The organism is Labilibaculum euxinicum (genome assembly GCF_963678175.1).
Taxonomy (GTDB): domain Bacteria; phylum Bacteroidota; class Bacteroidia; order Bacteroidales; family Marinifilaceae; genus Labilibaculum; species Labilibaculum euxinus.
The window spans coordinates 2,785,805-2,810,396 of record NZ_OY782756.1 but is presented as its reverse complement, the minus strand read 5'-3'; the positions used below and the strand labels follow the sequence as shown (position 1 = coordinate 2,810,396).

Annotated in this window: 21 protein-coding genes and 1 tRNA gene; 12 read left to right on the top strand and 10 right to left on the bottom strand. The window is 35.5% G+C overall.

The window, feature by feature from the left end; genetic code table 11:
- Positions 1-27: 27 nt before the first annotated feature.
- The gene (locus tag ACY0M5_RS11160; RefSeq protein WP_461629164.1) at positions 28-1,398 is read right to left on the bottom strand and encodes an MATE family efflux transporter; all 1,371 of its coding nucleotides are present in this window, start codon (positions 1,396-1,398) and stop codon (positions 28-30) included.
- A 313-nt stretch (positions 1,399-1,711) separates the two neighbouring features.
- On the opposite strand from ACY0M5_RS11160, the gene ACY0M5_RS11155 reads away from it, so the two are divergent.
- From ACY0M5_RS11155 to ACY0M5_RS11135, 5 genes are all read left to right on the top strand, one after another.
- Positions 1,712-2,548, top strand: a complete 837-nt coding sequence (locus ACY0M5_RS11155; protein WP_124991427.1) for a mechanosensitive ion channel family protein — start codon at positions 1,712-1,714, stop codon at positions 2,546-2,548.
- Positions 2,549-2,789: 241 nt separating this feature from the next.
- Positions 2,790-3,233 (top strand): ATP-dependent zinc protease family protein, encoded by a 444-nt coding sequence (locus ACY0M5_RS11150; RefSeq protein ID WP_124991426.1) that lies wholly within the window; start codon positions 2,790-2,792, stop codon positions 3,231-3,233.
- 39 nt (positions 3,234-3,272) lie between these two features.
- Complete coding sequence (rimK, locus tag ACY0M5_RS11145) at positions 3,273-4,148, top strand: 30S ribosomal protein S6--L-glutamate ligase (RefSeq protein ID WP_461629163.1); 876 nt, start codon at positions 3,273-3,275, stop codon at positions 4,146-4,148.
- Positions 4,138-5,133, top strand: a complete 996-nt coding sequence (locus tag ACY0M5_RS11140) for a succinylglutamate desuccinylase/aspartoacylase family protein (RefSeq protein WP_461629162.1) — start codon at positions 4,138-4,140, stop codon at positions 5,131-5,133. The genes rimK and ACY0M5_RS11140 overlap by 11 nt, the downstream gene beginning before the upstream one ends.
- 272 nt (positions 5,134-5,405) lie before the next feature.
- Positions 5,406-7,982, top strand: coding sequence for a T9SS type A sorting domain-containing protein (locus ACY0M5_RS11135; protein WP_461629161.1), 2,577 nt, complete (start codon positions 5,406-5,408; stop codon positions 7,980-7,982).
- A gap of 68 nt (positions 7,983-8,050) precedes the next feature.
- On the opposite strand, the gene ACY0M5_RS11130 is transcribed toward ACY0M5_RS11135, so the two are convergent.
- The 5 genes from ACY0M5_RS11130 to ACY0M5_RS11110 all read right to left on the bottom strand — a co-directional run bounded on the left by ACY0M5_RS11130 (position 8,051) and on the right by ACY0M5_RS11110 (position 13,654).
- A complete protein-coding gene (locus ACY0M5_RS11130; protein ID WP_461629160.1) occupies positions 8,051-10,441 on the bottom strand; it encodes a TonB-dependent receptor in 2,391 nt (796 codons plus the stop codon).
- A 318-nt stretch (positions 10,442-10,759) separates the two neighbouring features.
- Positions 10,760-11,512 carry a LytR/AlgR family response regulator transcription factor gene (locus tag ACY0M5_RS11125; protein ID WP_461629159.1) on the bottom strand — a complete coding sequence of 251 codons (753 nt, stop codon included), beginning with the start codon at positions 11,510-11,512 and terminating at the stop codon, positions 10,760-10,762.
- Positions 11,513-11,515: 3 nt separating this feature from the next.
- Positions 11,516-12,565 (bottom strand): sensor histidine kinase, encoded by a 1,050-nt coding sequence (locus ACY0M5_RS11120; RefSeq protein WP_461629158.1) that lies wholly within the window; start codon positions 12,563-12,565, stop codon positions 11,516-11,518.
- 6 nt (positions 12,566-12,571) lie between these two features.
- Complete coding sequence (locus ACY0M5_RS11115; RefSeq protein WP_124991419.1) at positions 12,572-13,285, bottom strand: LiaF transmembrane domain-containing protein; 714 nt, start codon at positions 13,283-13,285, stop codon at positions 12,572-12,574.
- Positions 13,286-13,309: 24 nt separating this feature from the next.
- Positions 13,310-13,654: a LiaF transmembrane domain-containing protein gene (locus ACY0M5_RS11110; RefSeq protein ID WP_101309196.1), complete on the bottom strand. Its 345-nt coding sequence runs from the start codon at positions 13,652-13,654 to the stop codon at positions 13,310-13,312.
- A gap of 393 nt (positions 13,655-14,047) precedes the next feature.
- Here ACY0M5_RS11110 and ligA point away from each other — a divergent pair, with 393 nt between their 5' ends.
- The 6 genes from ligA (at position 14,048) to ACY0M5_RS11080 (ending at position 20,471) form a co-directional block, all read left to right on the top strand.
- On the top strand, positions 14,048-16,063 hold the full coding sequence (gene ligA, locus ACY0M5_RS11105; protein ID WP_461629157.1) for an NAD-dependent DNA ligase LigA: 2,016 nt from the start codon (positions 14,048-14,050) through the stop codon (positions 16,061-16,063).
- Between the two features lie 130 nt (positions 16,064-16,193).
- Positions 16,194-16,781 carry an exonuclease domain-containing protein gene (locus tag ACY0M5_RS11100; RefSeq protein WP_461629156.1) on the top strand — a complete coding sequence of 196 codons (588 nt, stop codon included), beginning with the start codon at positions 16,194-16,196 and terminating at the stop codon, positions 16,779-16,781.
- A 109-nt stretch (positions 16,782-16,890) separates the two neighbouring features.
- The gene (locus tag ACY0M5_RS11095) at positions 16,891-17,430 is read left to right on the top strand and encodes a DUF6913 domain-containing protein (RefSeq protein WP_461629155.1); all 540 of its coding nucleotides are present in this window, start codon (positions 16,891-16,893) and stop codon (positions 17,428-17,430) included.
- Between the two features lie 5 nt (positions 17,431-17,435).
- Positions 17,436-18,320, top strand: coding sequence for a 4-hydroxy-tetrahydrodipicolinate synthase (gene dapA, locus ACY0M5_RS11090; RefSeq protein WP_461629154.1), 885 nt, complete (start codon positions 17,436-17,438; stop codon positions 18,318-18,320).
- A gap of 86 nt (positions 18,321-18,406) precedes the next feature.
- On the top strand, positions 18,407-18,991 hold the full coding sequence (locus tag ACY0M5_RS11085; protein WP_101309201.1) for a penicillin-binding protein activator LpoB: 585 nt from the start codon (positions 18,407-18,409) through the stop codon (positions 18,989-18,991).
- A gap of 58 nt (positions 18,992-19,049) precedes the next feature.
- Positions 19,050-20,471 (top strand): COG3014 family protein, encoded by a 1,422-nt coding sequence (locus ACY0M5_RS11080; protein WP_461629153.1) that lies wholly within the window; start codon positions 19,050-19,052, stop codon positions 20,469-20,471.
- Here ACY0M5_RS11080 and ACY0M5_RS11075 read toward each other — a convergent pair.
- The 4 genes from ACY0M5_RS11075 to ACY0M5_RS11060 form a co-directional block, all read right to left on the bottom strand.
- The gene (locus ACY0M5_RS11075; RefSeq protein WP_461629152.1) at positions 20,463-21,014 is read right to left on the bottom strand and encodes a heme NO-binding domain-containing protein; all 552 of its coding nucleotides are present in this window, start codon (positions 21,012-21,014) and stop codon (positions 20,463-20,465) included. The two genes, ACY0M5_RS11080 and ACY0M5_RS11075, sit on opposite strands and share 9 nt — an antisense overlap.
- Positions 21,015-21,172: 158 nt before the next feature.
- Positions 21,173-22,357 (bottom strand): alpha/beta hydrolase-fold protein, encoded by a 1,185-nt coding sequence (locus ACY0M5_RS11070; RefSeq protein WP_124991411.1) that lies wholly within the window; start codon positions 22,355-22,357, stop codon positions 21,173-21,175.
- Positions 22,358-22,535: 178 nt separating this feature from the next.
- Complete coding sequence (locus ACY0M5_RS11065) at positions 22,536-23,135, bottom strand: YceI family protein (RefSeq protein WP_461629151.1); 600 nt, start codon at positions 23,133-23,135, stop codon at positions 22,536-22,538.
- 120 nt (positions 23,136-23,255) lie between these two features.
- Positions 23,256-24,185: a helix-turn-helix domain-containing protein gene (locus tag ACY0M5_RS11060; protein WP_461629150.1), complete on the bottom strand. Its 930-nt coding sequence runs from the start codon at positions 24,183-24,185 to the stop codon at positions 23,256-23,258.
- A 314-nt stretch (positions 24,186-24,499) separates the two neighbouring features.
- Here ACY0M5_RS11060 and ACY0M5_RS11055 point away from each other — a divergent pair.
- Positions 24,500-24,573: transfer RNA gene (locus tag ACY0M5_RS11055), tRNA-Arg, on the top strand.
- The last annotated feature ends 19 nt before the right edge of the window (positions 24,574-24,592 follow it).

Genomic DNA, 24,592 nt, shown 5'->3' with positions numbered 1-24,592 from the left:
ACGTATTAAAAATTAGCCTAGTACAATTTATTTATTATTGAAGTCAATTTCCCGATTTAACTTTCGTAATTCTCTTATCAGGAAAGCTCCCGCCACAATAGCTGCACCAATATCGGATATCGGACCGGCAAACCAAACACCATCCAAACCAAGAAAAGTAGGAAGAATAAAGAGAATTGGGATTAATAAAATAACCTGACGCATTAATGTAAGTACAGCCGAAATGCCGGCTTTTCCTATCGACTGAAAATAATTCCCAACAACAACCTGAAAACCAACCACCGGTAACGCAATCAATATAATCCGTAAACCGTAAGACCCCATATCCAGTAATTCTGCACTGGAATTATTGAAAGCCTTAACAATTAATTCGGGGAATAACTGAACCCCAAGAAAACCAACAATCACAATTCCTGTTGCTGCTTTAATGCACAATATCAGACATTCTTTAACTCTGGCGTAATTTTGCGCCCCGTAATTGAAGCCAAAAATAGGTTGCGCCGCCATATTTAGAGCCACCACAGTCATTACAATCAGCATGGCAACAGAGTTAATTACACCCATTGCTGCTATAGCAATATCGTTGCTGTACTCTACCAACTGCACATTATATAATGCCTGAACAAAACTTCCGGCCAATTGCATCGAAAATGGAGCAAAACCTATGGTTAAAATGTAAAAAACAATCTCCCGGTTCAATTTAAAATTTGAGAACCGAAGTTTTATGACTGATTTTTCGCTTCTGAAATGCCTGATTACCCAGATGCATAAGATCAATTGCGAAATAATCGTAGCATAGGCAGCTCCTGCAACGCCCATATCCAAAACAAAAATAAAGATGGGATCGAGAATGATGTTTGTGCCGGCACTAATCAGCATGGAGTACATCGCTATTTTTGCGTTTCCTTCGGAACGGATCAAATTGTTTAAAGAAAAGCCTACAACACTAAAAACCGCCCCGTAAAGAATAATATTTAGATATTCGTTGGCAACGAACATGGTATCATCTCCAACTCCAAACATCCTGAGTAATGGATCCTTTATTAAAAATCCGATTACAGTAATAATAACTGAAACGATAATCATGAGAACAAATGAATTTCCCAAAACCCATTCTGCTCTGCCCAAATCTTTCTTTCCCAGATTGATAGATATTCGAACACCTGCACCAATCCCGATTAGCATGCCAAATGCCATCATGATTAACATGATTGGAAACACTGCACTCAGACCTGATAACGCAATTGCACCAACACCTTGACCAATAAAAATCCGGTCGACTACATTGTACAATGAGTTAATAACCACCCCGGTAAAAGCTGGTAAGAAATACTTCCAAAGCAAGCTTTTGATACTTGCACTCTCCAACTCCTGAACATTCTTACTATTCTTATCCATAAATTCGCTTGTGGCACAAAAGTATCAATTAATGACCGCCTGAATTCTATTTTATCTATTAAAAATGTATAAAAATCGGTAAACGCAAGCTAATGAAGGGTAAAGCGAACAAAAAAAACATGTTAACAATTTGTATTCTTCGTATTCTCAGATGAATCCTTTTTGACTTTTTGCCTTAGTTACAAGCACAATATTTATTTATTATTAATATTCATGAAACTTTTGCAGATTATAAAAAAATAATAGTTCTTTTGCGAAATTTATTTCCGAAATTAAACTCTTCAATAAAATAACCTTCAAGATAAAACCAAATATGTTTGCATCAATTGATAAGATATTAAAGTATCAACTCTTTAGCATTGACAATTATAAAATCACAATATTTACTTTGCTTAGTATCTTACTGATTTATATACTAACTAAAATATGTCTTTATTTAATTAAAAAAACGCTTTTTCGTAAGCACAAATTTGTTAAAACAGACGAAGGCAATACATATGCCCTGTTCCAGATCATAAAATATGTGGTTTGGATCATGTCGATTGGTTTAATGCTTGAAGCCATACATATAAAAGTAACTGTGCTTATTGCCGGCTCGGCTGCCTTACTGGTTGGTGTAGGTTTAGGTTTACAGCAAACCTTTAACGATATGATATCAGGAATCATCCTCCTCTCGGAGCGATCGATAAAAATTAATGATATATTGGAAATTGATGGAGATATAATTAAAATTCAGAGCATTGGATTGCGAACCTCAAAAGGTTTAGACAGAGATGAAATTTCGATTATTATTCCCAACTCGCTAATTACTACAAACAAAGTGATTAATTGGAGTCATCAATCTAAAAAAACCCGCTTCCGGATTCCTGTGGGAGTAGCCTACGGCTCTGATGTTGATTTAATATTAAAAACCTTAGAAGAAAGTGCTTTTGAACATCCCGATATTTACGAAAGACAATCTATTGAAGCCCGGCTTGTAAATTTTGGCGCCTCCTCATTGGATTTTGAATTGCTATTTTTCAGCAAAAACATCTTTAGAATAGGCAAGGTGAAAAGTGATATCCGTTTAATTATTAATAAAAAATTTATTGAGAACAATATAACTATCCCTTTTAATCAATTAGATGTGAATCTGAAAAAAGAAATCTAATTGCAAATTGCTCTCATATTGCTGTTTTCATGGTTTTGCCTGAATTAAAAGTATAAATGAAAAAATGAATACAAGTTTGTATTGATTCTCCTTTCAGGAAATGATCGTACTATTGCATCATTTCCATTACAAGTTGGCATAAAGTAGATATAAAAGGGGAAACAAGCGTTTAAAATTAATTTCCTACATTGGAAAATTTTAAATTGCTTCTCAACGAGAAAAATAAAGAAATTACAATTACATGAAAATAATCATTGGGAAAATTGACAGGGCTGATTTTCCGGATCTGCACTTATCAAATATTGATTTAAAAGTTGATACCGGAGCGTATACGTCTTCTATTCATTGTCATCAAATTGAAGAGTGTCAGGTTGGAAATGAAAGACATTTAAAATTCAAACTTTTGGATCCCTCCCATCCCGATTATAACGAAAAAGAATTCACTGTTAAAAATTACAAGAAAAAAAGAGTTAAAAATTCTTTTGGAAAATCAGAAACCCGTTTTGTAATTGAAACAATTATTATATTATTTGATAAGGAGTTCCTTATTGAGCTTTCTTTAAGCGAACGCAGCGAAATGAGATATCCGATACTAATCGGAAGAAAACTTTTAAATGGAAAATTTATTGTTGATACTTCAAAACGCAATATTTCTTTCAAATTGAAACAAAAAAATCAGCAATAGAGAATTTAAAGTCCATCCAATAAATGTTAATTACATATTATGAAAATTGTTATTTTATCAAGAAATCCTAAATTATATTCTACCAAAAGATTAGTTGAAGTAGCAGAAAAAAGAGGCCATGAAGTACTTGTTGTGGATCATTTAAAATGCATTATTGAAATTGAAAAAAAGAAACCTAAGATCTTCTATGATGGCGCATACTTGATGGATGTTGACGCAATAATTCCAAGAATTGGTGCCTCTGTTACTTTTTACGGTTCAACAGTAGTCCGCCAATTTGAAATGATGAAAACATTTACAGCTGTTGGTTCTGAAGCTTTAATAAAATCGCGGGATAAATTAAGAAGCTTACAGGTTCTTTCACGCGCAGGTGTAGGCTTACCCCGTACCGTTTTCACCAACTACACAAAAGATGTTAATCATGTAATTCAATCGGTTGGAGGCACACCACTTGTACTTAAACTTCTGGAAGGAACTCAAGGATTAGGTGTTGTTTTAGCCGAAACTCCAAATGCTGCAACTTCAGTTATTGAGGCATTTAACGGACTAAAAGCCCGTGTGATTGCTCAGGAGTTTATTAAAGAATCGAAAGGTGCTGATATTAGAGCTTTTGTTGTTGATGGAAGAGTGGTTGGAGCTATGAAACGGCAAGCATTAAAAGGTGAATTTCGATCTAACCTTCACAGGGGAGGTTCTGCAACAATTATTGAATTGACTGATGAAGAGGAAAACACGGCAATAAAAGCAGCAAAGGCAATGGGATTAGGAATTGCTGGTGTGGACATGCTGCAATCAGCAAGCGGACCTTTGGTTTTGGAGGTAAATTCATCGCCAGGTTTGGAAGGTATCGAGATAGCAACCAAAAAGGACATCGCAAAACAAATAATTAGATTCATTGAAAGGAATGTTGATTGATAAGTATACCATACTAGGCAAAGAAATTCAGAAAGGTGAGCGTGCTTTCTTAGAATTGGAAGTTGCAAAATTGCATACCCGAAATACCATTAAGGTTCCCGTAATTGTGGAACGTGCGAAAAAAGATGGTCCTACCTTGCTTTTAATGGGTGGTGTGCACGGTGATGAAGTTAATGGAGTTGCCATTGTTCGAAATATCATTCGAAAAAAATACAACAAACCAAAAAGGGGAATGATTATCTGCATTCCCGTTTTTAATGTATTTGGATTCTTAAATCTCCGCAGAGAATTTCCTGACGGCAGAGATTTGAACAGAATGTTCCCTGGTTTTTTAAATGGTTCTCTTGCCAGTCAATTTGCATATCGTTTTACGAAAGAAATTGCACCCAAAGTTGATTATGTGATCGATTTTCATTCGGGCGGTGCTGACAGGTCAAATTTCCCTCAAATTCGATGCGTAATTAAGGAAAAAAAAACATTGAAACTTGCACAGGTTTTTAATGCTCCGTTTATTTTGAATTCCGATTACATTTCCAAATCTGTTCGCGACACCATTCGCAATCTGGGAAAAACAATTCTACTCTTTGAAGGTGGAAAATCGAATGATCTGGATGAAGATGTTATTAGCTGCGGTGTAGAAGGCGCAGTGAACGTGATGAAATATTTAGGATTACAGAATGGAGATTTGCAATTAAAGCAGACACCAGTTGTGATTCCTAAAGCTCAATGGTTAAGAGCTTCCAATTCGGGTATGTTTCAATTACGGGTTACAAATGGAAGTTGGGTCATTAAAAAACAAATTTTGGGCGAAATAACAGATCCTTACGGAGGATATGAAAAAAAAGTGCTTGCTCCGTTTGATTGTTATGTGTTTTGTGTAAACACTGCACCTATGGTGCATAAAGGAGATGCTCTGTTTCACGTTAGTCTTGAAACGGATAAATTAAATTCGGATCTTATCTCTTCTGACTATTTGGTAGAATAAAAAACCCTTTATTAATCTTTATTCAATATAAAAAAACAAACTATAAAAGCCTATTGCTTTCAACAACAAACAACTCAATAATTGGCACATCACAGCAGGCTTACACATCCTAATAAACGATAAACCTAACAATAGCTAATCCCTTAAAATAAAGAGTCATACATTCAGAATAAGTTAAGACACTTATTCATATCAATCACAGATCATTCATTCAACAAATCGGATTTCATCAATTTATTTTGCATCTTCAATAAATATTTTAAAACCTGATGATGAATCCAATTAAATACTTTTCCATACTAATCGGTGTTTTTACAATCCTTTTTACATTATCGCCACAGTGCTCTCATGCTGAGGAGGCTGATCCAAACAGGACTCAAGTTCCATTTTCAACAGACACACAAAATTTTACCGTTTGGAATGGGGAAAACTATGTGCCTTTTTTTATTAAAGGAATTAACCTTGGCGTTTCAATTCCCGGAACATTCCCAGGTGAACTGGCCGCAAGCAAAGATCAATATGCTCGCTGGATAGAGGATATTCATGATGTTGGATTTAACTGTATTAGAGTCTATACACTTCATTACCCTCGTTTTTACGAAGCTTTAAAAGAATTTAACGATGCAAATCCGGCAAGTCCGATGTATATAATGCATGGTGTTTGGCTAGAGGAAGAACTAAGTGGGTACACCAATGATTTGTATCAGCTAAATGATGCATTCAATCAGGAAATTAAAGACGTGGTTAACTGTATTCATGGAAATAACAGTATAGATCACCGGTTTGGGAAGGCCTACGGATTATATACTGTTGATGTATCGCCTTGGCTTATGTCTTATATTATTGGAAGAGAAATTCATCCGGCAGAAATTCAGGAAACAAACAGTAAACATTCTGATCAAACTTCATTTTCAGGTACTGCTTTTAAGTTGGCAAGCGCCTCTCCATCCGAAGTTTGGGCAGTATCACATCTGGATGAACTTGTACGATACGAACGCAACAATTACAATACGGAGCGTCCTGTTAGTATTTCCAGCTGGCCTACTTTGGATCCCTTAGCACATCCAACAGAATCAGGAACAGATGAAGACAAAGAATCACTGGATTTATCCAATTTAAACTTTGATGGAGCACCTGCGGGTTATTTTGCCAGCTTTCACGCGTACCCATATTATCCTGATTTTATTAGCGAAGATCCCAGCTATAAACAATACTCCGATCCTTTAGGTCCAAACAGTTATTTGGGTTATATCAGTGATCTTAAGAATCATTATAAAAATTTTCCTGTGCTAATTGCTGAAACAGGCACGCCTTCGAGCTGGGGTATTGCACATTATTCGTCAAATGGAATGAATCATGGGGGAAGTTCAGAAGTTGAACAAGGACTTAATTTTTTGAGACTTCTTGATAATATTGAAGAAGCCGGTTGTGCAGGAGGAATCCAATTTTCCTTACTGGATGAATGGTTCAAACGAACATGGATTACAGATCCTTTCGATTTCAATCCTGAAGCAAGAATACTTTGGCACAATATTACCGCGGCTGAACAAAATTTTGGTTTAATTGCATTCCGCCCATCAGAAATTTCATATTCAGTATTAGATGATTTTGGTAGTGATAAACCCATTAAAAAAATTCTTACAGCGGCAGACTTTGATTTTTTCAACATTCGCCTGATGCTTGAAAAAGAGCTTTCGAACATTGATACGATTTGGATGGCAATTGACACCTATGATGCCAACTTGGGCGAATCAATACTTCCTTCGGGAACTACAATTACAAACAAAGCTGAATTTGCCCTGCGTATCACCAACTATTCTGCTGAATTATTTGTTACTCAAGCCTATGATTTATTTGGTATATGGCATGGTGTTTCAGAAGCCAAACAGCTTTATCATTCTACTGTTACTGATGGAGCTCCCTGGAACTTGATTCGCTGGAAAAACAATGACAAAAATTATGAAATTCAGTATGTTGGAAATCTGAAAACCCGTAGAACTGAATTACCTCCTTCAAGTTTGGATGCTGTAATTATCTCAAATGATTCAATTGATATTCATATTCCATGGTCATTATTACAGGTTACCGATCCTGCCAATGCAAAAGTAATGAATGATGACCGAGCCACACCTGAAACAGAAGAAGCCATCTCTGATGGAATAGCCCTAAGCGTTCTCCATAATGATGTATTATTGGAAGGAAATAATAGATTCATTTGGAGCTGGGGTGTACCAACTAACTATGTAGAAGTGAAAAAGCAATCTTACTATGTTGTAAAAGATGGATTGATTGAATTTAATAATGTGCCAATTGCATATACTGATAGCTATTCCACAAATCAGGGCGAAAATCTGATAATTGATGCTGAAAATGGACTCTTGGCCAATGACTTTGATTTTGATGGCAATTCATTCTATTCAGAATTATCCGAATTCTGCGAAAATGGCTTTGTTTTCCTTTCGGAAGATGGATCCTTTGAATACATTCCTGATACTGGCTACAGTGGTGAAGATTTTTTCACATACCGCGCTTTCGACGATAATGGCCACTCAATTAAGACAAAAGTGACGATTAATATCACTCCTGTTACTGCTGTTGATGATTTTACAAAAGAAGATTTTGCACTTGCTGTTTACCCAAATCCCGTAAGCACATTTTTACGTATTGATTTGCCAAATAACCGACCAACTCAATTGCGAATAATCAATCTAAAAGGATCTATTATTTACCAGAAACAAATAAGCGACACAAAGCACATCATTGATGTTCATTCATTTTCAAAAGGTGTTTACTTACTCAATATCCAAACAAGCAAAAACCTGCTGAGCAAAAAAATCATCATCAATTAAGGAAAACAATGAATACAAAAAAAAAACCTCGTTCAACGAACGAGGTTTTTTTTTACCTGCTAATATTGTTAGATATCTTTCTCTGAGTGCTGGACTCCACTTCCTCTTTTTTTAGTTTTTAACACATTGTACTTTTTACCAAAATTATATCGGAAGGTCAAATTTGCCACCCTATTTTCAAAATTGTACTTCATTCTTTGAGTAAAACGATCTCCTGAAGTATTTACATTATACTTACTGCTATTTAAAACATCGTAAATCCATAAAGATATACTTGCTTTGCCTTTCATTATTCTCTTACCAAAAGCGAAATCTACTTGAAAGGATTGATCGTAATTTCCTTGAACAACAGGCATATCAGAGTCATAACGCAAAGTTGTTTGAAAATTGAACCACTTAGGTATTCGCATGGTTGAAGTTAGCTTTCCAAAAAAACCAAAATCGTCATTGGTAGAAAAACTCACTTTAGCAGAGGGTGTATACTTTTGATAGATTCCGGACAAGTAGGAATTAACACTCCACCATTTGTTAAATTTTGTAGATATATTAAAATCAACACCTGCATATTGTAGATTTCCAACATTCTCATAAGTCACAATCGCCACATTGCTTTCATTAACAGAACGATACTGTCTTATGATATTATCCTTGTACTGATAATACAAATTTGTAGTATAGGTTATCTTATCTCTTTTATAAACAAAAGTTAACTCCGGCATATGCGTATAATAGGCTCCCAATTCTTTAGAACCTAATCTCTGATTTTCCGGATCTTGAAGATTTTGAAATGGATTCAACATTCTGGAATCAGGACGATAAACCATTTTAGAATAAGTCAGCAATACCTGCTTATTGTCGGATAATTTATAGGAAAGATGTACGCTGGGAAAAAAGTCTAAATAATCGTCATTATACGCTTTATTCGTCTCAATATCCGAATACTCAGACCGCAAACCAAACTGATATCCAAAATCTCCTTTCTCTCCACTAAATTGAAAATACAAACCATGAATGCTCTCTTTATAATTAAACGCAGTAGATAAATCAATAGGCCCATTGTACTTTATCTCATTCGTTCGGTACAAATATCCGGTTTCTATCGAACCCACTTCACCTAAAGGCTGTTTGTAATCCATTTGAATAATTGCTTCCTCGCGGTTAGAATTGAAAAAGTCACTGGTATTCCCTTCTACTTCATCAGTATAATTTCCGTAATTTTCTGCTTTATTACTTGTATAGCTTGCATCAAAAGAAAATTCCTGTCCTTTTCTATCAAACTTACGAATATAAGAGGCGTTGTACACCCAGGAATTCAAATCAATATCAACAGCACTTTCACGGGATGTTTCATTTGAAAAAGTACTACTGGTAATTAAATTTCGTGAATAGTTATAGATTCCATTCCGATTTTGCTTCACATTTCGATTGGTAACAGAAAAACTCACGGTGTTCTTATCATTTATTAAATAATCCATGCCCAATTGTCCAATGTGACTTCTATCGCCTAAATCGACATCGGCACGGCTATTCAACATCTCAACATTATTGTCTATTTCTGTAAATCGTGATAATTCATAATCTCTGCCAGACCAATCGTTTCGATAGCTGTATGATCCTGACAAATTGAGTTTTCCGGTTCGTAAATTAAGTGCAGTCCGACCCGAATGCTTGTTGATCGTACCAATGGTGGCGGAAGCATTTCCATTAAACCCCTTGGCTCTATCCTTCTTCATAATAATATTTACAATCCCAGCTGAACCTGAAGCATCATATTTTGCGGAAGGACTTGTAATTACTTCCACACGGTCAACATCTGCTGCCGGCATATTACTCAATACATCTCCGGGACTCATTCCAAGTAATCCACTCAGTTTCCCATCGATTAATATTTTCACATCAGAACTTCCCCGTAATTGTATTCCGCCATTGGCTGTAACATTTAATTTAGGAATTGTTGCTAAAACTTCATTTATAGTACCTCCATCTGAAACAGGTGATTTTGACACATTGTAAACTGTTTTGTCCAATTCGATTCGTGCAAAATCACGATTCCCGGTTACTTCCACTTCAGTAATCGTTTGGGTATCGGCATGCAAAACAAGTGGATCAGACAATAATAATTTTTCATTTTCTTTTAAAAGAACCGGCTTACTGCTATAGCTCTCAAATCCAAGATATTCAATTTTGTAATAATAGCTTAAACCAGCTAAATCAGCTAGTTCAAACTCCCCTTTTCTATTTGTGATAGTTCCCTTAACCAATAAAGAATCTGGTAAAGAATAAATTGATACGGTAGCATACTCAAGAGGCTTTTGATGTTCATTATCGACAACTACACCATTCAAATATGAATTTGTTACAGCTTTTGTAGAATCCTGAGCATAGGAATGCACAGCGGGGCTTAAAAAAAACAGAAGGACCGGCAATAATCCATTTCTGCAATCAAGTTTTAGACTCATTAGTAGTGTGTAAATTAGTTAGTGTATATAGTAACAGGTTGCACAAAAGTAGAAAATTTATGTTACGAATCAATTAAAAATCAAAAAACTTTTCCGCCAATTCACAAACAGAAACAATCAGTTTGTCATCAGTTTACATGTACTCACACTAAAAACCTTATTAACACTGGTCATTCAACTAAAACAACAAAAACTCAGCACAATTTAGTATAAAACACACTTAACAAAAGAAGCCCTAAAAAAACATCTGGCTTTTGACATAAAAAAAGCATCAATTCGTGAAAAAATGATGCTTACCATATAAAAACAGATCAATGATTAAATTTCCAATTGCAGTTTTAATTGCTTAAATCCATTTCGACTGACGTTTAAACTTTCCCCGGTTTTTAAAATTACAATCCAATGATCCTTCTCGTAAGGCTGCAATTGAGCTATCTGATCAATCTTCACCAAATAAGTTCGATGTATTCGACAAAACTCTTTCGGGCTTAAATGACTTTCAAAATATTTCATTGTCTTTTGTTTCAGATACCTTCCCTCATTGGTATAAATCATCACATAATCGTCCTGAGCCTCAAAATATTTTATTTTGTCAATTGCAATTACGTCAATTTTATTTCTTGATTTCACCACCACCCGGGTCAATAACTCATCCGAGGAATCGTTATGATTTTTTATTTTCTCAATCTGATCTTCACTCGTCACCGAATTTGAAATACGATCCTTCACCTTGCGCACGGCATCCTGGAAACGTTCATTTGAGAATGGTTTGAGCAGATAATCAATTGCATTGTGTTCGAATGCTCTGATTGCATATTCGTTGTAAGCTGTTGTAAACACAATATTGCAAGGTTTATCGAGTAATTCCAACATTTCGAAACCTGTCAGTTTAGGCATCTGAACGTCTAAAAACACCAAATCCGGCTCCAACTCATTAATTGCTTTTAAGCCTTGAAATCCATCTGAATACTCACCTAAAATTTCAATACCCTGACAAGCTCCTAAATAAGAGCGAACCAGATCTCTGGCCAATGATTCATCATCAATAATTATTGCTTTTATTACTTCCATATCTTATAAACTTTGTGGAAATTCCAGATAAACAGTAAATTGATCTTCTTTCTTAACAACCCGCATCAAATCAGCGTGGCCATAAATTAAATGCAGGCGTTCCTGTATATTTTGTAAACCAATACCATTTCCCTTTGCAGGAACCGAATCCGGATCAAAATTATTACTGATATTAATTTTTAAAATATCATTCTCAAAACGACACTTTGTTAGTACACAAACAGGCTCAAGGCTTTCATGCACTCCGAATTTAATCGCATTTTCGTATAATGGCTGTAAAATTAGATTGGGAATTTTTAGTTTCCCGCAGTCGGGTGAAAGATCAAAATGAAGCTGCAGACGATCACCAAAACGAACTTTCTCAATTTCCATATACAAACGAATATTACTCAATTCGTTACTCAAATTATTTAACTCTTTTAAATTCTGAGCCAGAGAATAACGAAGGTAGGTTGACAATTTAACAAGCATCTCTCTGGATAGTTCCGGCTTTGATAAAGTTAAAGAACTTACCGAATTTAAACTATTAAAAAGAAAATGCGGATTAATTTGAGATTTTAATGCTGTTAATTCTGCCTCTTTCACTAACTCTTTTAGCTCAGATTCACGAACCAATTTATCTTGAAAATTACGATAATACATTACTAAATAATACACAATCACAATATAATCGTACATCCCAAAGGCCATAAAAATCTGCCAATGCACAGGAATAAGATAATCGAAACCTTCACTGGTGGTGCCAAACCACATAGTTCGTAATTGATATGCGGACGATATCCAGATCCCCACCACAATTAAACCAGCAGTTAAATGATGCAAAAAAAAATGGAAAAAACCCAGACTTTCGATACTGGTATACATAACAATAAACCAAATACATACACCTAATATCAATAATGGAAATGAAAAGCTAAAGGCATTTACGGCCGAATCATAAATAGTCCTTCCCTCGAAATACCATCCAATCATAAATAACAGCATTGCAAAAAATGCCCAGGCTGCTATATAAATTGGAATAGCAAAACGATTTTTCAGAAGAGGATGCTGCATCTAAAATTATTTATATGATTTAATTTCGCAACCACCCAGAGCGACAAATCCTTTAATGATTAGTTCCTTTTTAGGTTCAACTATATAATTTGTGGTTGGTATTCGTTTGTCGGAAACACCGCCTAAAATAGCAGAGACTTCAACCTTAACCTCCCAATCGGATGGAACAACCAGAACACAACCACCAAACATTGTAAATACGTCAATTATGTTTGTGCCTTCGGCCAGATCGGCATTGGTGAGATTTAATTCTGTTCCTCCAAAAACACAGGTAACTTTTCCTCCTCTAAAATTTTTGGTGTTGATTACTTTTTCACCACCGCCAAATATATTTAGCTCATCGATATAATCAGAATCTGATCCTACCGCCGATCGCTTGCTAACATCACATCCGTTTCGTTTTCGGATAACCACAACTCCTATTACAATTAGCATTACAGGCCAAAATAAGCCTCGCCAGTTAAAGCTCCAATCGAATACAATAGGCATTAAAAACACCCCTCCCACTGCCATTAGAACAATTCCTGTAGTTTTATCATCTTTACCAAAAAAGAAAAGTGCCCCTAAACCAAACAGTAACATTGGCCACGAAAAGATAACATGCCTTAAGTCATAGGGAATAAAATCCAGATTTTTAAGAACCAATAAGCATCCAAATAGAATTAAGAAAATACCGAATATTGCACGGTTGTTTGGGTTTGATTTATGTTGTGATCTCATGATGATATATTTTATGATATGAATTTATTTATTTTTACAACAATATGGTGAATCAGGAGAAAAAATAAACGCAATACCTCCTAAAATAAGTAGTACAGGAAAAAACCATATCTCCCAATTTTGTGGTAGAAAATACAAATCATCCATAAGAAAGTATCCTCCGACAGCTATGGCCATCAGACCTCCAAAAATTCTCCGACGAACCAAAATCTGCAGTACGCCAATTAAAATTAAAACAGATTCCCACCGATACAAATAGGTTTCGATAAAATCAGACTGATAATTGAGCCGTTCCAAAATAATTACGATTCCAACTATTATTAACCCAAGCCCAACAAACAGACTTTTATTTTTTTTATTTTCATCCATGATATTTTTGTTTAAGATTAGTGTATCCTTTATTTCTAAAACTAAAGTAATGCAATATAATAGCTTTTAATTCTTGAAATCGGTTAAGTGTGCTCAAGAATCGGTAAATGGTGCGAAATGAAAATGATCTCCAATATCACTTGGGAACGTCATGTCCAGCGAAGTCAGAACATCCGTTATTCAAAGTTAAAGATTCGTCGACACCACCTCTTCCTACCTGTAATTGCTTTCCATATGGCTGTACTTTACAACTCATAATCAGACAGTTCATCAATTACAGTTTTCGATCTCAAAAATCATTGAAATCACCTCAAGGTTTACTATTTTTACCATTCAGGGCTTGTTATAAAAAACACAGCTCATCTATTCACACAACGATAGACTTTTACAACTATGAATCAGGCAGAAGCAAAAGCTCGCATTGCAGAATTGCGCGGGCAATTACATACATACAATCACAATTACTACGTTTTATCGCAGCCAAGCATCAGCGATTACGACTTTGATATACTCTTGAAAGAGTTGATGACTTTGGAAAATCAATATCCTGAATTTTATGATCCCAATTCGCCAACCCAACGAGTTGGCAGCGATATCAATCTGGAATTTAATCAGGTAGAGCACAAATACCCGATGCTTTCGTTAGGCAATACCTATTCGGAGGAAGAAATCCGCGATTTCGAAAACCGTATTAAAAAGTTGATTGATGGTGATGTTGAATACGTATGCGAAATGAAATACGACGGCACATCAATTTCTTTAACCTACAAAAATGGAAAACTGGTTCAGGCAGTAACCCGTGGCGATGGTGTAAAAGGTGATGATGTTACGGCTAATGTGAAAACAATCAGATCGGTACCTTTGCAATTAAGTGGTGATGGATATCCTGAAGAATTTGAAATACGAGGAGAAATATTAATGCCTTTTACTGTTTTTAATGGCTTGAACGAGGAACGCGGGGATATTGGAGAAGCGCCGTTTGCGAATCCTAGAAATGCAGCTTCGGGAACATTGAAAATGCAAAACTCATCTGTGGTTGCAAAACGAAAGTTAGATTGCTACCTGTATTATTTGTTGGGCAAGGAAATTCCAAGCCGAAACCATTACGACAATTTATTGGCCGCTAAAAACTGGGGGTTTAAAATTCCTGACAACACGGCGCTTTGTAAAAATATCGACGAAGTAATTGCATTCATTAAAGAATGGGACGAAAAACGCAACTCGTTGCCGGTTCCTGTAGATGGAATTGTAATAAAAGTGAATTCGCTGGATATGCAGGAAGAACTAGGTTTTACTGCAAAATCGCCTCGTTGGGCAATTTCCTATAAATACAAAGCAGAACGGGTATCTACCAAACTGGAAATGGTGACTTATCAAGTAGGCAGAACCGGATCGATTACTCCGGTAGCCAATTTAACGCCAGTGCAATTGGCCGGCACAACAGTAAAAAGAGCATCACTGCACAATGCTGATATCATTCAAAATTTAGATCTGCACGAAAACGATACTGTTTATGTGGAAAAAGGCGGCGAAATTATTCCAAAAATTGTTGGTATAGAACTGACTGAAAGATCTGCGGAAGCACAAGCAATTCAATACATTGAAGAATGCCCTGAATGTGGCACTCCTTTGGTTCGTAAAGAAGGCGAAGCGAATCATTATTGTCCGAATGATATGGGCTGTCCGCCCCAGATTAAAGGGAAAATTGAACATTTCATCAGTCGCAGAGCCATGGATTTGGACGGCCTCGGTGAAGAAACAATCGACCTGCTTTTTCAGAAGAATCTAATTAGTGATGTTACAGGTTTGTACCGATTGACTAAAGATGATATAATTCCTTTAGAGCGCATGGGCGATAAATCTGCAGAGAGAATTTTAACAAGTATTGAAAATTCGAAACAGGTTCCTTACGAAAGGGTTTTGTATGCTTTGGGCATTCGGTATGTTGGCATTACAGTAGCGAAGAAATTGGCAAAAGCGATACCTTCTATCGACAGATTAGCAGAATCGACGCTTGAAGAATTGATTCAAGTAGACGAAATTGGAGTAAAAATTGCTGAAAGTATAGTAGAATACTTTGCCAATGAATACCATAAGAATTTAATTGCTCAATTAAAAGAATTTGGCTTGCAATTGGAAAAAGAAATTGTGGAAAATGAGAGTGCGAGCAATACACTTGAAGGTTTATCCATTGTTATATCCGGAAGCTTTTCAAAATACTCCCGCGATGAATTAAAGGAAATGATTGAACTGCACGGAGGAAAAAATGTAAGTTCTATATCGAAGAAAACAAGTTTTCTTTTAGCAGGAGAAAAAGTGGGACCAAGCAAATTTGAAAAAGTAGAAAAATTAGGAATTGGAATAAAAACGGAAGATGAATTTTTGAAGATGATTGGGATGAGCAGTTAGCAGTTAGCAGTTAGCAGTTAGCAGTTAGCAGTTAGCAGTTAGCAGTTAGCAGTTAGCAGTTAGCAGTTAGCAGTTAGCACAAAATTAAAAGTTTTAGTCCTTGTTTCTTTACTCTTTTATCTTAAAAAAAATGAATTTTACCGCTATAGATTTCGAAACAGCAAACGGACAACGAAATTCTGCCTGTTCGCTTGGTTTGGTCCGTGTTGAGAATGGAATTATTGTTGAAAGCAAAGATTGGTTGATATCGCCTCCTGAAATGTATTTTCATCCGATGAATGTTAGTATACATGGAATTACAGAGGAAGATGTAATGAACGAACCCAGCTTCAATTACATATGGGAAGAAGTGGAAGATTATCTTCATGGTAAAATGGTGATTGCCCACAACGCCAGTTTTGATGTGTCGGTACTTCGCTCCTGTTTAGACACTTATGGCATTCGTTTTCCGGAATTTGATTACCTATGCACCGTACAAATCAGCCGTAACATATGGCCCAATATGCCAAACCACAAGCTGAATACAATGGCTCACTTGTTCGATATTCCACTTAAACACCACGATGCATTGGAGGACACTTTGGCTTGTGCTAAAATTGCAATAAAAGCATGCGAAGTAATGAATATGAATAGTCTTACCGATCTGGCAAATGAGTTACACATTGCCCCAGGCAAACTGAATCCAAATGGTTACAAGGCTCCAAAAAAAATTAAATAAGCTTAATTTATGATTTACAAAATGATTTTTTTCATAACTTGTGGTTTCAAATTGTGATTGCCTGTGCAACCCATAAATACAAGCCTTCAACTTAACTATCGAATATAAAATGAGTTTTTTTCAAAATATTAAAAATCAGCTTGCCGGATTAAAAATCAAAAGCAAGCTAAAAAAAAATACGCGCAAAAAGGAGTTTCACAATTTAGAAAGTTCTAAAAGTATAGGGATCCTGTTTGATACTCTTCAGGAAAAGAATCACTCTGTAGTAAAAAAGTTCGCAGAAGATTTAAGCCAAAAAGGCTATAAAGTGCAAACCGTTGGTTGGGTTAACGCCAACGAACTGCCTGATTTTGGTGTGGCTCAAAAAATAGTTTTCTATACCAATAAGGATGTGAAATGGAGCGGTGAACCAATCATTCCTGAATTAATAGAATTCACCAATACTAAGTTTGATTTACTCTTTGTTCTTACTAAATCAGAACATCTGTCGATAAAATACATTACACAAGTTTCATTGGCATCCTGCAAAGTTGGTTCATTGGTGGACAACTGTGAACATCTTGATTTAATGATTGATCAGGGGAAAAACAATTCGATAGAAAATCTAATCAGCGAAAGCTTAAAGTATCTTTCACAGATTAAAAAGTAATAAGGATGAACAGCAACAAATTTACAGGAACAGGCATAGCTCTTATTACTCCATTTAAAAATAATGGAAGTGTCGATTATACTGCACTTAGCGACGCTGTTAATTTTCAGATTAAAAATGGTATTAATTATTTAGTAGTGCTGGGAACTACAGGTGAGGTATCAACACTTTCGTGTGATGAAAAAATTTCCGTCATCAACCACATTATTGAGGTGAATGCGAAGCGCGTTCCTTTGGTGGTTGGCTTTGGAGGAAACAATACACAGGCTGTTATTCAGCAGATTCAGGAGTTCGCCGAATTTGATGAAATTGATGCCATTCTATCAGTTGCTCCTTACTACAACAAACCCAGTCAGGAAGGCTTGTTTCTGCATTATCAGGCCATTGCAAATGCCAGTCCGGTTCCGGTAATTCTTTATAATGTACCAAGCAGATCTGGTGTTAACATCAGCGCTGAAACCTGCGTAAAACTGGCTTCGGAAATTGAAAATATAATTGGTGTAAAAGAGGCTTCAGGTAATATGGAACAACTTATGAACATTCTTAAAAACAAACCAAAAGACTTTTTAGTGATATCAGGCGATGATGCCATAACCTTTCCTCTTATTTCATTAGGAGGCAGTGGTGTTATTTCTGTACTTGGGAATGCTTTTCCAAAGGAATGGAGCCAGATGGTAAGATTAGCATTAGATGGCAAAAACAAGGAAGCTCTTCAGATTCATTATAAGATGTTTGGAATCATCCAAAACCTTTTTACAGAAGGCAATCCTGCCGGAATTAAAGCAATTCTAAGCATGAAAAAACTCTGTGAAAATTGTTTGCGTTTGCCTCTCACTCCAATTAGTGAATCGCATTACCTAAAACTATCAAAATTAGTAGAGGATTTATAATCATATTGGCATAAAAATTGTAATTACCTGAATACAATTCACTTCAAAAAATTAGAATATTATTTATAACAAAAAATGAAAATATTATGAAGTATTCATTTCGCTTATTTGTTTTCGCACTGGCTGTATTAGCTGGCGTTTCGTGCTCGAGACAAGTTACCCGGGTATCTCCTGATCAGCAAATTGATTTAAGTGGTCGATGGAACGATACCGATTCAAAATTGACTGCCGAGGCTTTAATTGATCAATTACTTAATCAAAATTGGATTGAAGATTATCAACAGGAATTTAATCGTAAACCTGTTGTTATTGTTGGCTTAATCACCAATAAAAGTTCAGAACATATCGATTCGGATACTTACATTAAAGACATCGAAAAAGCCATTTTAAATGACAGTCGGGTTCGCTTGGTACAAGCGGGTGCCAAACGAGAAGATCTTCGTCAGGAACGTGCAGACCAACAAGATTTTGCATCCAAAGCAACTCTTAAAAAATGGGGACAGGAATTAGGTGCTGACTTCATATTACAAGGTGACATCAATTCGATTATAGACAGTTATAAAAAAGAAAATGTTCGTTACTATCAGTTAAATCTGGAGTTAACTAATCTTGAAACCAGCGAACTGGTTTGGATGGGTGATAAGAAAATTAAAAAGTACGTAAACAAATAAATTAGTACTCAACAGGAAGTCATTGGTTGGCTTCCTGAATTTCTTTATTCCTTTTTCGATGAAGCAAAAATTATCCTTACATATATCGGGTAAAATACTCCCTGTTTTTTTATTTGGTGTTCTTCTTCTATTATCTGGTTGTGCTACCTATTACATGCAAAATGAAGCTTTTAACAACTATTTTTTGCAGGGCGACATAGCGAGTGCCGAAAAAGTACTGGATAAAGATAAAAAGAGCAATCGAAACAAAAATAAAGCCTTGTTTTTACTGAATAAGGGAACTTTATCGTGGATGCAGCAAGATTATGTTTCGGCGACTAAGTATTTTAACGAAGCGGATCTTTTCATTGAAGATCAACGTAAAAATATTGGTTCGGAAGCATTGGCAATGCTCACCAATCCAATGGCCAGACCCTATGTTCCAGAGGATTTTGAGAATGTAATGCTCAATTTCTATAAAGCGTTAAGCTATTTGGAAATGGGCGATACGGAAGCTGCTTTGGTTGAATGCCGAAGAGTAAATGAAAAATTGTATGCCCTGAACGATAAATATCCAAAGAATTATCAGAACAGATACAGCGATGATGCCTTTGCCCATACACTAATTGGGTTAATTTACGATTCGTCGGGAGATTCGAACAATGCCTTTATTGCTTATCGGAATGCCCTTAAAATTTATGAGGACAATTATCTGAAAAACTTTAATACTCCTGCACCGCAGCAATTGAAAGAAGATCTTCTTCGAACTGCCTATAAAACCGGTTTGATGGAAGATTATGAATTTTTCAAGAATAAATTTGGCTTCGATTTCCAAAAGGCCGACAAGACTGAAGGAGATGTAATAATCATCTGGTTGTCGGGGCTTGGTCCGGTAAAAGCAGAATGGAGCATCAATTTTAGCGCCGTTAATGGCCGCGATGGCTATCTGACCATGGTGAACAATGAAGAAAATGTTACGTTGCCTTTTTTTGTAGGAAATATGGATAGCCGGACACAAAATTCTTTTAGTGATCTGGATTTTGTTCGTGTTGCTTTTCCAAAATATCAGGAACGAATTCCCTACTACACAAATGCCGATATCATTATAAATGATTCGCTTAGCTATCCTTTGGATAAAGGAGAAGACATAAACGCAATTGCTTTTAAAACATTAAAAGACCGAATGGTACGCGAAATGGCAAATTCTTTACTTCGACTTGCCACCAAGCAGGCAATTGAAAGTTACACAAGAAGTAAAGATGAAAATTTAGGTGCTATTATCAGCATTTTTAATGCCGTTACTGAAAAAGCCGACACCAGAAATTGGCAAACCCTACCCAACTCTATTCACTACACCCGAATTCGATTGAAAGAGGGAAAACATACCGTTACTCTTAGAGTAAATTCTCCAAACGGAGATAGCAAAGATCAGCAATTTGATCTTGAAGTGAAGGCCGGGAAAACCAAATATTTCACCTTTCACAATATGGAATCAAACTAACACCTCATTTTTTGAAAGGGTGAAACAGACCAATTTGTTTTTCTCTGAAATAAATTCAGTATTTAAAGTCAATTCTTCATTAAAAAACCTTTGACAGCCCATAAATAATCCAATGGCCAAATCAATCAGTAATTTTTCAGTCTGATAACTCATCTGAAACGTGGAATCATTAATTTTCACCGCTCTAAAACGTGGAATTTCAACCGGAGTAAAGCGTTCCTGAATTTTATTGTGGATGAACTCATCTATCTGATCTAAGAAATCGAATATGCTGCTGTTACCGGCAAAACTGGGTCGAAACAAAATTACCAAACGGGAGAAAAGATATTCTCCAAAGTTTTTTGCGACATCGGGAACTGAACTTTTCACTTCGGAACTAAGCAAATTACACAACTCAACAAATTGACTGTACGGATAATCGGCTGTTGCTTCGTAAACACCGTTATTTCCTGTTCCCAAATCAGAAATGATCTTTTCGGTTAAGATTAAATCATACTCCTTCTCTACCATTTCCAAAAACTCTGTGAAAAATATTCCCTTCATCGTTCCTCCGCTTTTACTATCGACCAATGCAAATTAATTGCATCAGTAAAAATATATCACTATCGTTATAGTGTGTAACGAACTAGAATAAAAGTAATTGTGTTGGAGGGTAAATAAATTTAAAGGTATTAATATTTAATACTTCGCCTTGCTTTACATTATAAATCTATATTGTTTTGAGTTTTATTTTCAAGTTCAACCAATAATTTCTGCATCGCAATAAATTTATTCTCATAATCCCATCTGCCTTTGTCTTTGTTATGCGCAATCTCATAAAACTTTACTGCTTCCTTAGGTTGATTAACTTTTTCGTAGATCTCACCTACGTAATAAAATGACTCTGCTCTTTCAGGATAATTGGAAATAGAATATTTTAAAAAAGCCATTGCGTCATCATACCGTTCAGCATCTTTAAGCTGAATACAAACATTCTCAAGCAGAGAATAGGGCAATTTTTCATTTCTGCCATAACTCAACAATACTTTTCGTTGATAAGTTTCAGCAACCTCAACACCCTTTTCAACTAAAACCTGTACATCAGGATATTTGTATTCTGCGAAAATAGTTTCCATGCCCTGCATTAAACTTTTACGATAGAGGGTGTAATGACTTTCGTCGGGCATCCATGCATAATTCCATTTGAGATCGGATGGTGCTTTTGTTTCTAAGGATAGAATTAAGGATTTACAGGATTTTAACATCTCCGTAGCTTCCTCGGCAAAAGAAACAAACAGTTGTTTTCTAATGGATGAATTGTTGCTTAAGAACTGGTCAATATCGTTTACAATCGCCTTATTATTCCACCAAAGAATCGGACTAAAGGCCAAATATTTATCAAATAAGTCGGGTCGTGTAGAAAATGCATATACTACGAAAAGACCACTATAACTGTGTCCCATAACCAGCCGCTGAGTACTCGCTCTAAAATTATCTGCAATAAAGGGAAACACATCCAACTCGAGGGTTTTAATAAAATTATCGGCTCCTCCCCGGGTTCTAAAAATATTTTTATTCATAATTGAATCAACAGGAGTCATATCGCGAAAGCGATCGGTATTCGGAAGCCCTACAACAATATGAGGCGGAATAAAATGATTATCCATGAGAAAACTTAAAACTTCGATTCCCATATCGAAGTTCGTCTCTGCGTCCAACAAATAAATTGTTGGGTATTTATAATATGTGTCGTTATATTCGTTGGGAAGCAAAACTTTTACATCGCGGTATTCTTTAAGAACTGTGGAATAAACACGGGAACTATGCAAATTTTTTAAGTTTACTTCAGCAGAAGTATTCGAACAGATCAGTAAGGCAAATAAAGTTGAAAACAAAATTCGCATCATAATAACATTTGGTTTAGGTTTAAAGCGTTAACAAATTACGATTATTTACAGTAAGATCAAAGATTTAGCGAGACTTTACAAAAGCATCAAAACTATTGTTCTTATTAATTACACAATACAATTCCATATAAAAAGCCGAAATAAGAATATTCCGGCTTATGCTTCTAAAAAAAAATCTTTACTCTAAATATAAATCTAAATTTAATTCAAAATCATCATAAATTGTTTTATCTCCCAAATTATCGAAGAAAGAACCGGATCCGTAACGAACGTTGAACTTTGTTCTATCGATAGTCATTTTTCCACTCACATGTACACTCGCATCATGTTTGTGTAAATTCGCCATAAATTCAATGGGTTCAGTAATTCCTTTGATTGTAATATTTCCTTTTACCTTGTAATTACCATCTTCCATTTTCTCGGCATTGGTAATCTCAAATTTTGATTCAGGAAATTTTTCCACACCAAAAAAATCGTCGGATTTTAAATGACCTTCCAACTTTGCTTTGTAATCAGCATCCTTCAGGTCTGTATTCGCAATACTTGTCATATCAACAACAAAACTTCCTTTAACAATTTCACCTTCGTCAAGTACCAAGCTTCCACTCTTTACTTTAATGGTTCCGGAATGCTCTCCTGTCACTTTTTTGCCTAACCATTCAATTTTACTATTTTCAGCATTCAATTTTAAATTGTCTTTTTTTGCAAAAGCCGTGCCTGGAGTCGAAACAACACTGACAACAAGAACTACTATCATTACTAAACCTAATCTCTTCATAACTTCAAATATTAATTAAATTTCTTTTATTCGTTTTAAAATATCTGTAAGAACCTTACAATTACAAATTTAGCACGTAATTGTTCATCGGTAAATGGACAAATTCCCTTTATTGTTGGATTATTTTCTAATCAGACTCCGATAATCGCTTAATGTTTGACTGGTGTATTTTTTAAAGAAGCGACTAAAATAAGCCGGATCATTAAAACCCAAATTATAAGCTATTTCCTTGGTATTCAAATCAGAACCATAAAGCATTTTTTTTGCTTCTTTTATCACTCTGTTTCTGATTAATTCTCCTGCTGTAATACCGGTTGTTTTCTTCGTAATCTCATTCAAACATGTTGCTCTCAAATTAAGCATATCGGCGTAGGAAGAAACATTTTTTTGTTCTTTATAATTATCATCTATCAGTTGTTTAAATTTAATGATGACCGAGCCAGGATGCTCTTCGTCTAAACTCACATCCAAATCGTGCTGCTCTTCATAAATTCTTCTTGATTCCAATAAAAACAACTTCAATTGCTGCAATAACATCTCGTGACGGTACCGATCGTCATTCTCAAATTCCTTTTCCATCAATTCTGTAATTCCCTTAAAAACCATTTGCTGCTTTTCATCCAATGTAATAATTGATCGGAAATCGGGGTTACTGAACAATGTTGAATCGGAAACTGAATCTTCACCATTCTCTTTAACAGCAAAAAATGCTTCGTTAAAGGTTATAGAATAACCTGTGCAATGTGCATTACTAATAAAACGGTGCATTAAGCCCGGCGGCACAAAAAGAATCGAATTTTTACGCAATGTGTACTCAACATATTTGGTGGCATGTATTGCTTCTCCTTCCTTAATCCATGTAATGGTGTAAAAATTATGCATATGATCGTCCCCATTCTGCTTTCTTACCTCATTACACATGTTCTGAAGTTTATGAATGTGGAAAAGTGCTTTGGATTCTTCAACTTCCTCAAATAATTCTGAAGGTTCTCTGTTCATATCATTATAATTGTGTGTTTTTGCCATATGAAACTCCCAAATTACACTCATTCTTACTGTAATTCTTTTCACATGGTTGTTTCAACTGTTTTTTTGTATTCTAGTAAAATTATACAAATAATTCCAGACCATTATACCTTTTACTTGTTAATCGATTGTTAAAACTTCCCTAATATTCATATATCCCACGCTAAATCTCTTCGAAAACCGGGCTTCTTAACTTTTTGCAGTAAAAATTCTTCCATTGTAAAATACTCCCGCTAAAGTTCTTAGCAAGATCATTCATTTTTATCGCTAAAAAAACACCAAAACATTTGGAGGAATCAGTCTAAAACCCCTATATTTGCAGGACAAACAAGAATAAAGGACGCGTAGCATAACTGGATAGTGCACCTCGTTACGGCCGAGGAGGTTGGGGGTTCGAATCCCTCCGTGTTCACAGAAAACTCATCAAAAAA